Raw genomic sequence first — 9,240 nt, forward strand, 5'->3', positions numbered from 1 at the left:
AGAGCCTTCAACAGGCTCGTTGCGCAAAAAGATCATCACTGCAGGTCAGAGCCGCAAATTCGTTGCAATGTCTCTCATGGTTAACGCAACGAGAACCGCCTGCTCGTTGCAATGAAGTGGAAGTGAACGCTATGCTGCCACGTATACGCACGCACGCAGGTAGGCAGCCACGCAGGTAGGCAGGCAGGCGGACGGGCGCGCAGGCACTGAGAAGAAAGAACGAAGGAGACCGCGATGCCGGGAGGCAGGCTCACCCAGCAGGACCGCCAGCAGATCGCGCTGGGACTGGCCGACGGCCTCGCCTACGCGGAGATCGCCAGACGCCTCGACCGCCCGACCTCGACGATCACGCGTGAGGTCATGCGCAACGGCGGCCCCACCGCCTACCGCGCCGACCTGGCCCACCGCGCCACCGAACGCCGCAGTCAGCGCCGCAAACAGAGCACGCCCCAGGGGCCGGAGGCGCCTCCGCAGGCCCACGGGCGCGACGCCGAAGCCGTGCGCGAGTACGAGGAGACGTTCACGACCGTCCTCATGGCCTCGGGCGTGCCCAAGATGATGTCCCGGGTGCTGGCCTGCCTCACCCTCACCGACACCGGCAGCCTCACCGCGGCCGAACTCGTCCAGCACCTTCAGGTCAGCCCGGCGTCCATCTCCAAGGCGATCGCGTTCCTCGAGAGCCAGGGCCTCGTCCGCCGGGAGCGCGATGAACGCCGCCGCGAGCGCTACGTCGTCGACGACGACGTCTGGTACCAGTCGATGATGGCCAGCGCCCGCGCCACCGCCCAGCTCGTGGAGATCGCGCGGCAGGGCGTCGGCATCCTCGGCCCCGACACCCAGGCCGCCGCCCGCCTCGAAAACATCGCCCGCTTCGTCGACTTCGTCGGCGAGAGCATCATCCGCGCCGCGGAACAGGCCCGCGACGTCCTCCACACGAAACCCGGAACGACCCCGGGAGGAGCCGCCCCTGCCGAGCCGCGCTCGGACCGCGGATAGGCCCGCCGCCTCGGAGGCCACCGGAGCACTGGGGTGAAGCCGGTCGTGACGCAACGATGAAGGCCCCGGCCGGGAAACCGGCCGGGGCCTTCATCTGTCCCATCTGTCCCATCTGTCCTGGTGGCGTGGCGTCCCGGCCGCTCACGGAGTGGCGAGGCGGGCTTCCCGCTCGGCCGTGGCCGCGGCGTTCCGCCGGGTCCGCTCCGGGCGGCGCAGGACCGTGAGGGCGACGGCCAGGGCGGTGACGAGGAGGCCGGCGCCGACCGCGAAGGCCAGGTGGTAGCCGCTGGTCAGGGCCTCGGCGGCCGGGCGGCCCGCCGCGGTGAGGGACTCGGTGCGGGAGGCGGCCAGGGTGGAGAGGACCGCGACGCCGAGCGCCATGCCGATCTGCTGGGTCGTGTTGAAGAGGCCCGAGGCGAGGCCCGCGTCCTCCTCCTTCGCGCCGGACATGGCCAGCGAGGTCAGGGCGGGCAGCGCGAGGCCGAAGCCGGCGGCGAGGAGCATCACGGGGAGCAGGTCGGTGAGGTAGTCGGCCTGGTCGGCCCGGCCGGGCACCCGGGTCAGCAGACCGAGCACGCCGACGAGGAGCACCAGGCCGGTCAGGAGGACGTTGCGCTCGCCGAAGCGGGCGTTGAGCCGGGCGGAGACGCCCAGGGACACCGCGCCGATGACGGCGGCCGCCGGCAGCATCGCGAGACCGGTCCTGGCGGCGCCGTAGCCGAGCACGTTCTGCATGTAGAGCGCGACGAGGATCTGGAAGGAGAAGAGCGCGGCGACCATCAGCATCTGGACCAGGTTCGCGCCGGAGACGCTGCGCGAACGGAAGATCCGCAGCGGCATGAGCGGGTTCTTCGCCGTGGCCTGCCGGGCGAGGAAGCCCGCGATCAGGACGAGCGCGAGAGCCCCGAAGCCGAGCGTGTGAGCCGAAGTCGCCCCGTACTCCTCGACCTTGACGACCGTGTAGATCCCGAGCATCAGGCCGGAGGTGACGAGCAGCGCGCCGGCGGTGTCCGCGCCCGCCTTCAGGCAGAGGCCGAGGCCGCGGTCGCCGGGCAGGGCGGGGAGGGCGACGAGGAGGGTCGCGATGCCGATGGGCAGGTTGATGAAGAAGATCCAGTTCCAGGTGAGCGCGTCGGTGAGGACGCCGCCCAGCACCTGCCCGATCGAGGCGCCGGCCGCGCCGGTGAAGCTGAACACGGCGATGGCCTTGGCCCGTTCGCGCGGGTCGGTGAAGAGCGTGACGAGGATGCCGAGGCTGACGGCGGAGGCCATCGCGCTGCCCACACCCTGGAGGAAGCGGGCGGCTATCAGGACCCCGGGGGAGGCGGCGACACCCGCCAGCAGCGAGGCGGCGGTGAACACCCCCGTCCCCGCCAGGAACATCCGCTTGCGGCCGATCATGTCGCCGAGGCGGCCGGCGAGCAGGAGGAGTGAGCCGAAGGCGATGAGGTAGGCGTTGACGACCCAGCTCAGCCCCGCAGGGGTGAAGCCGAGGTCGCTCTGGATGGCCGGCATGGCGACGGTCACGATGCTGCCGTCGAGGACCGTCATCAGCATCCCGGTGGCCAGGACGCCAAGGGCGAGCCGGCGGGAACGGGAGCCGGACGGGGCCGGGGCGGACGGGGCCGGGGCGGATGTGGCGGGGGTGGGTGCGGCGGTGGCGGGCACGGCGGGTCTCTCCTGTCGGTGGAGGCAACAGGAGAGACCGTAGCAGATAGTTTTGTTGCAGACTATCTTTCACGGATCGAGGCTGGGTGAGCCGTATGCGGTTGTTCCCGGGGCTGCCGGGGCTGCCGGGGTTGTAGGGGGCCTCCAGGGCTTCTGGGGCCGTCGGAACTGCAGGGCTGCCGGGATTGCCGGAACTACCGGAGTTGCCCGGGCCTCCGGGGCTGCCAGGGCCGCCGGAGCGGCCCTCGGCTCACCCCCTCTGGCGCGCCCGCCGGGCCGGTCGAGTCCCCTCTGCGGGAGTCTCCAGGTGCCCTGTCGCCAGGCGGTTCAACGCCCGGAGCAGGGCGTCGCGCTCGTCGTCGGGCAGGGCGCCGAGGGCGCCTTCGTGAACGCTGTCGACGATCTTCTGGCTCTCCCCGGCGACCTTCGCCCCCTCCTCTGTCACCGCGATGATCCGCGCCCGCCGGTCGGCGCTGGACGGCCTGCGCTCGGCGAGGCCGGCCTTCTCGAGCGCGTCGACGGTCACCACCATCGTGGTCTTGTCCATGTCCCCGATCTCGGCGAGCTGCGCCTGGGTGCGCTCCTCCTCCAGGGCGTGAACGAGGACGCAGTGCATACGCGGGGTCAGCCCGATCTCACCGAGCCGCGCGGCCATCTGCGTCCGCAGCACATGACTGGTGTGGTCCAGGAGGAAGGACAGGTCCGGTTCGGTGCGGGTGGGTGCCATGGCGGTCATACCGGCCAGGGTAACGAAAATCGATCCGTCACGGATTATCGGTAAGAGATCAGAACTGGGGCGGTCCCTCCTGCGACTCATTCCACAGAGGCCGGTGCTCGTCGTGGGCCTGCGCCTCACTCCTGCCCGGGGCCGAGATCTGCAAGCGCGGCTCCCAGCCGGCGTGCACCTTCGGTCAGTTCGGCGAGGTCGGCCGTGGCGGCGAACCCGATGCGCAGGTGAGCCGCCGACGGCTCGGTGGCGAAGCAGCGGCTGCCGGCGCTCACGGCGACGCCGCGTTGCCGGGCGGCGCTTGTCAGCACGGTGTCGTCCACGCCGGCCGGCAGGCGAACCCACAGGTGCAGTCCGCCCGTGGGCGGCGCGGCCAAGGCCGCGCCGGGGACTTCCTGGCTGATTGCGGCGGTCAGTACGGCGCACCGCTCCCTGAGTGCCGCGCCGAGAGACCTGATGTGCCGGTCCCAGGACGGGGAACTGAGCATCTCCAGCGCGGCCTCCTGGAGCGGGCGGGTGACGAAGAAGTCGTCGACCAGGCGCACCGCCCGCATGCGCTCCATCACCGGCCCGCGGGCCACCAGCGCCCCGATCCGCAGGCTCGGCGCCGCGGGCTTGGTGAGCGAGGTTACGTGGACGACCGTGCCGTCGGAGTCGTCGGCCACCAGTGGCCGCGGCACCGGGCCGCCGTGTCCCAGGTGCCGCGCGAAATCGTCCTCGATCACGAACGCGCCCGAAGCGCGCGCCACATCGAGGACCTGGCGGCGGCGTTCGGGCGCCAGCACGGTGCCGGTCGGGTTCTGGTAGGTCGGCTGGCAGTACAGCAGCCGTGCGCCGGTCATCGCGAACGCGTCGGCCAGCAGGTCGGGCCGCAGGCCGTCGGCGTCGAGCGGGACCGGCACCGGCCGCAGTCCCGCGGCGCGGGCGGCGGCCAACGCCCGGGGATAGGTCGGGGATTCCACCAGGACCGGGCTGCCGGGCCCGGCGATGGCCCGGAACGCGATCGACAGCGCGCTCTGCCCGCCCGCGGTGACGAGCACGTCCTCCGGCGCCACACTGCCGCCGACGACCTGGGCGAACACGGTGCGCAGCGCCATCAGGCCGCCGGCCGGGGCGCGGTCCCAGGCGTCCGGACGGCGTGCCGCCCGGGCCAGCGCCGCGCTCAGGGCCCGGGTGGGCTGGAGCGAGCGGTGCGCATAGCCGCCGTCCATCGTGATCGTCCCGGCCGGTGGCGGTCCGAGCGGGTCGGCGATCAAGTGGGTGTCGACAGCGCGGTCGGTGAGGGCGACCGTCTGCCAGGCCGTGTCAGGGGCAGCGGCTCCGCCGTGCCGCCGGGCGGGCTGCGCCACGTACGTCCCACTGCCCGGACGGGTCACCACCGCGCCCTCGGCGGCCAGTGCGGCGATGGCCCGCGCCACGGTGGCAGGGCCGACCCGGTACTCCTTGATCAGCTCCCGGCTGCTCGGCAGCCGGTCGCCGGGCGACAGGCGGGAGAGCAGCGTGCGGAGACTGTCGGCCAACTCACCAGAAGTGCTACTGTCATTCATGAGAGATCATGGTAGCGCTTCTGCATTTGCTCCGGAAGCACTTCGGCTGGACGTCGCCGCTCTGCGGGCCGACACTCCGGGGTGCCGGCGGGTCATCCACTTCAACAACGCCGGCTGTGGGCTGCTGGCAGCCCCGGTCCTCGACGCGATGGTCAGCCATCTGAACCTCGAGGCACGGATCGGCGGTTACGAGGCGTCGGCCGCCCAAGCCGCCGAAGTCCGCGAGTTCTACACAGAGATCGCCGCCCTCATCAACACCACGCCCGACAACATCGCCTTCGCGGGCAGCGCCACCCACGCCTACGCCAACGCCCTGTCGTCGATCCCGTTCGAGGCCGATGACGTCATCCTCACCACCCGCGACGACTTCATCTCCAACCAGATCGCCTTCCTGTCCCTGCGCAAGCGATTCGGCGTACGCATCGTCCACGCGCCCGACGCACCCGAGGGCGGGGTCGATGTGGAGGCGATGGCCGCGCTGATGCGGACCCACCGCCCGCGCCTGGTGTCCGCCACCCATGTCCCCACCAACTCGGGGCTGGTCTCGCCGGTTGCCGAAATCGGCCGTCACTGCCGTGAGCTGGACCTGCTCTACCTGGTCGATGCCTGCCAGTCGGTGGGCCAGTTCGTCATCGACGTGGAAGAGATCGGCTGCGACCTCCTCACCGCCACCTGCCGTAAATTCCTCCGCGGCCCGCGCGGCTCCGGATTCCTCTACGTCTCCGATCGCGTGCTGCGCGCGGGCTACGAACCGCTGTTCATCGACATGCACGGTGCCCGCTGGACCGAGCCGGGCGGCTACGAACCCGTCGGGACGGCGGCCCGGTTCGAGGAGTGGGAGTTCCCCTACGCCACGGTGCTCGGCAGCGCCGCCGCGACGCGCTATGCGCGCGAGGTCGGCATCGAGGCCATCGAGCAGCGCACACCGGCGCTCGCAGCCCGGCTGCGCGACCGGCTCGAACCCATACCCGGGGTGCGTGTACTCGACCGCGGCCCGCGTCTTGCCGCGCTCGTCACCTTCGACGTGAAGGGCTGGCAGCCGCAACCGTTCAAGGCGGCCATGGACGCCCTCGGCATCAACTCGGCACTCAGCTTCCGGGAGTTCGCACAGTTCGACTTCGCGGACAAGGACGTCGACTGGTGTCTGCGCCTGTCGCCGCACTACTACAACACCGAGGAGGAGGTGGACCACGTCGCCGACGCGGTCGCGGACCTCGCCGGCCAGGGCCGGCGATGACAGGCAAGCAGACACGCGCCACGCGGACACGCGCCACGCGGACACGCGCCACGGAGCCGGACCCGGACCGCCCGGAAAGCCTGTGGCGCAACGGAGACTTCCTCAGGTTCTGGCTCGGCGAGACGCTCTCGCTCCTCGGCACCCAGGTCACGAACCTCGCCCTGCCGCTGACCGCGATCACCGCCTTCGACGCCACCGACGAGCAGGTCGGTGTCCTGCGCTTCCTGCAACTCGTCCCGTACCTCGGACTCGCTCTGATCTTCGGGGTGTGGGTGGACCGCGCCCGGCGTCGGCGGATCATGCTCGGCGCCAACCTCGTCCGGATGGTCCTGCTGGCCCTCGTGCCCGTCCTGTACTGGACGGACGCGCTCAGCATGGTCTCGCTGCTGGTGATCGCCTGTGCCGTCGGCGTCGCATCCGTGCTGTTCGACGTGAGCTGGATGTCGTACGTACCCACTCTGGTACGAGACCCCAAGCACTATGTCGAAGCCGGCGCCAAGATGGGGATGAGCTCATCGGCGGCCGATGTGGCGGGACCCGGGCTCGCCGGTGTCCTGATCGGCGCCCTGACCGCACCCGTGGCGCTGATCGTGGACGCGTTCTCCTATCTGGTGTCCCTGGTCTCGCTGCTGCTCATCCGCACCCCCGAGCCCCGCCCTCGGCCCCCGGCCGTACGACGGCACGTGCCGGCCGAACTCCGGGAGGGCCTGCGCTGGGTCCTGAAGAACCCGGTACTGCGGTCCCTTGCGCTCATCGGGTTCTGCTGCAACTTCTCCATGGTCACCGTGTGGACCATGTTCCTGCTGTACGGATCACGCGACCTGCACCTGGCCTCGACGACCCTCGGCGGCATCTTCGCCACGGCCTCCGTGGGCGGACTGATCGGCGCGGCGATCTCCCGCAGGGTCATCCGGCGCTTCCCCCTCGGTCGCGTCTACCTGGTCGCCCAGTCGGCCCTTCTCATCGGTCCGACGCTGATCGTCCTGGCCGCCGGCCCCCGGCCGGTGATGGTGGGGATGTTCGTCCTCTCCTTCTTCGCCACCTACCTCGGGCTCGGCGTCGCCGGCGTCATCATCGTCAGCCTCCGCCAGGCCAGTACCCCGCAGTCGATGATGGGCCGGATGACGGCGGTCTTCCGCACCCTGCTGTTCGGCGGCGGCGCACTCGGCGGCCTGTTCGCGGGCCTGCTGTCCGGCCGGATCGGAGCCCAGGACGCACTGACCGTGGCGGCGATCGGATCCGCCGCTGCGCTGATCACGCTGGCCCTGTCCCCCGTGCGCCGACTCCGCGGCCTGCCACCGACCCCGGAAGAACCCGCCACGGCGCCACCGGCGCCACCGGCGGCACCGGACGTGCCGGCCGCCGCAGACTGAGACGGAACGAAAACGGAAATACACGAAGGGCCCCACCGCGAGCGGTGGGGCCCTTCGACATCGTGCCCGGTGAGGCACTGGCGGAGGATACGAGATTCGAACTCGTGAGGGGTTGCCCCCAACACGCTTTCCAAGCGTGCGCCCTAGGCCTCTAGGCGAATCCTCCGCGGCAAACAATACAAGACGCGGAGGGGTGCTCGCGAACGCCTGCTCCCGGGGTGGGGGAGCGGGCACGGGCACTGCCCGGGATCCGCTAGGCTGGGGGACAAGCCCCTCACGTGGCGCTATCTCACCGAACTCCCCCAGGGCCGGAAGGCAGCAAGGGTAAGTGGGCTCTGGCGGGTGCGTGGGGGGCCCTTGTGTTTCCCCGGGGGTGCGCCGCGGTCTGTGCGGGGCGTCGCGACGGGGTCCGCAGGGGGTCTGAGGATGTGATCGAGACCACTTGTCAGTGCGGCCCGATATCGTCGTACGTGTGTCGTCCCTCGCGCTCTACCGCCGTTACCGCCCCGAGTCCTTCGCCGAGGTCATCGGGCAGGAGCATGTCACCACCCCGTTGCAGCAGGCGCTGCGGAACAACAGGGTCAATCACGCGTATCTGTTCAGCGGACCACGCGGCTGCGGCAAGACGACGAGCGCGCGCATCCTCGCCCGCTGTCTGAACTGCGAGCAGGGGCCGACGCCCACCCCGTGCGGGGAGTGCCAGTCGTGCCAGGACCTCGCGCGCAACGGGCGTGGTTCGATCGACGTGATCGAGATCGACGCCGCCTCCCACGGTGGTGTGGACGACGCCCGTGAGCTGCGGGAGAAGGCCTTCTTCGGGCCCGCCTCCAGCCGCTACAAGATCTACATCATCGACGAGGCCCACATGGTCACCTCGGCGGGCTTCAACGCCCTGCTGAAGGTGGTCGAGGAGCCGCCGGAGCACCTGAAGTTCATCTTCGCGACCACGGAGCCCGAGAAGGTCATCGGCACCATCCGGTCGCGTACGCACCACTATCCGTTCCGGCTCGTCCCGCCCGGCACGCTGCGTGACTACCTGGGCGAGGTCTGCGAGCAGGAGAAGATCCCGGTCGAGGACGGCGTGCTGCCGCTCGTCGTGCGCGCCGGTGCCGGTTCCGTGCGTGACTCCATGTCCGTGATGGACCAGCTCCTCGCCGGCGCCGCCGAGGACGGTGTGACATACGCCATGGCGACGTCCCTCCTGGGCTACACGGACGGCTCGCTGCTCGACGCCGTCGTCGACGCCTTCGCGGCGAACGACGGCGCCGCGGCCTTCGAGGTCGTGGACCGCGTCATCGAGGGCGGCAACGACCCCCGCCGCTTCGTGGCCGACCTTCTCGAGCGCCTGCGCGACCTCGTGATCCTCGCCGCCGTGCCCGACGCGGTCGAGAAGGGCCTCCTGGACGCCCCCGCCGACCTCGTCGAGCGCATGCAGGCCCAGGCCGGCGTCTTCGGCCCGGGCGAGCTCAGCCGTGCCGCCGACCTGGTCAACGAGGGCCTGACCGAGATGCGCGGGGCGACCTCGCCGCGGCTGCAGCTGGAGCTGATCTGCGCGCGTGTGCTGCTGCCCGCCGCGTACGACGACGAGCGGTCCGTACGGGCCCGGCTCGACAAGCTGGAGCGCGGTGCGGCCGCGCTCGTGACGGCTCCTATGGCGCCCGCCGCGGGCTATGTGCCGGGGCCCGGCGCGCA

At 71.0% G+C, this 9,240-nt stretch carries 7 protein-coding genes, 1 tRNA gene and 1 other RNA gene; 5 read left to right on the top strand and 4 right to left on the bottom strand.

Features of this window, described 5'->3' with window-relative positions:
- Positions 1-234: 234 nt before the first annotated feature.
- Positions 235-996 (top strand): GbsR/MarR family transcriptional regulator, encoded by a 762-nt coding sequence (locus V7793_RS27430; protein WP_336011135.1) that lies wholly within the window; start codon positions 235-237, stop codon positions 994-996.
- 141 nt (positions 997-1,137) lie between these two features.
- Here V7793_RS27430 and V7793_RS27435 read toward each other — a convergent pair whose 3' ends face one another.
- From V7793_RS27435 to V7793_RS27445, 3 genes are all read right to left on the bottom strand, one after another.
- Positions 1,138-2,553 (bottom strand): MFS transporter, encoded by a 1,416-nt coding sequence (locus tag V7793_RS27435; protein ID WP_443058007.1) that lies wholly within the window; start codon positions 2,551-2,553, stop codon positions 1,138-1,140.
- 361 nt (positions 2,554-2,914) lie between these two features.
- A complete protein-coding gene (locus tag V7793_RS27440; protein ID WP_336011137.1) occupies positions 2,915-3,400 on the bottom strand; it encodes a MarR family winged helix-turn-helix transcriptional regulator in 486 nt (161 codons plus the stop codon).
- 116 nt (positions 3,401-3,516) lie between these two features.
- The gene (locus V7793_RS27445) at positions 3,517-4,938 is read right to left on the bottom strand and encodes an aminotransferase-like domain-containing protein (protein ID WP_336011140.1); all 1,422 of its coding nucleotides are present in this window, start codon (positions 4,936-4,938) and stop codon (positions 3,517-3,519) included.
- On the opposite strand from V7793_RS27445, the gene V7793_RS27450 reads away from it, so the two are divergent.
- A complete protein-coding gene (locus tag V7793_RS27450) occupies positions 4,937-6,175 on the top strand; it encodes an aminotransferase class V-fold PLP-dependent enzyme (RefSeq protein ID WP_336011143.1) in 1,239 nt (412 codons plus the stop codon). The genes V7793_RS27445 and V7793_RS27450 overlap by 2 nt on opposite strands.
- Positions 6,172-7,548, top strand: a complete 1,377-nt coding sequence (locus V7793_RS27455; RefSeq protein ID WP_336011145.1) for an MFS transporter — start codon at positions 6,172-6,174, stop codon at positions 7,546-7,548. Before V7793_RS27450 ends, V7793_RS27455 begins: the two co-directional genes overlap by 4 nt.
- 78 nt (positions 7,549-7,626) lie before the next feature.
- On the opposite strand, the gene V7793_RS27460 is transcribed toward V7793_RS27455, so the two are convergent.
- Positions 7,627-7,714: transfer RNA gene (locus tag V7793_RS27460), tRNA-Ser, on the bottom strand.
- 100 nt (positions 7,715-7,814) lie between these two features.
- Here V7793_RS27460 and ffs point away from each other — a divergent pair.
- An RNA gene (ffs, locus tag V7793_RS27465) (signal recognition particle sRNA small type) lies at positions 7,815-7,909 on the top strand.
- Positions 7,910-8,020: 111 nt separating this feature from the next.
- A partial coding sequence (locus tag V7793_RS27470) for a DNA polymerase III subunit gamma and tau (RefSeq protein WP_336011147.1) occupies positions 8,021-9,240 on the top strand: 1,220 nt, incomplete at its 3' end.

Origin of the sequence: Streptomyces sp. KLMMK (assembly GCF_036961605.1) — a bacterium.
Lineage (GTDB): Bacteria > Actinomycetota > Actinomycetes > Streptomycetales > Streptomycetaceae > Streptomyces > Streptomyces telluris.

Excerpts from the sequence above, each read along its gene's own strand:
- V7793_RS27435 (WP_443058007.1), bottom strand. The coding sequence starts at position 2,553 with ATGCTGATGACGGTCCTCGACGGCAGCATCGTGACCGTCGCCATGCCG.
- V7793_RS27450 (WP_336011143.1), top strand. The coding sequence starts at position 4,937 with ATGAGAGATCATGGTAGCGCTTCTGCATTTGCTCCGGAAGCACTTCGG.
- V7793_RS27455 (WP_336011145.1), top strand. The coding sequence starts at position 6,172 with ATGACAGGCAAGCAGACACGCGCCACGCGGACACGCGCCACGCGGACA.
- V7793_RS27440 (WP_336011137.1), bottom strand. The coding sequence starts at position 3,400 with ATGACCGCCATGGCACCCACCCGCACCGAACCGGACCTGTCCTTCCTC.
- V7793_RS27430 (WP_336011135.1), top strand. The coding sequence starts at position 235 with ATGCCGGGAGGCAGGCTCACCCAGCAGGACCGCCAGCAGATCGCGCTG.
- V7793_RS27445 (WP_336011140.1), bottom strand. The coding sequence starts at position 4,938 with ATGAATGACAGTAGCACTTCTGGTGAGTTGGCCGACAGTCTCCGCACG.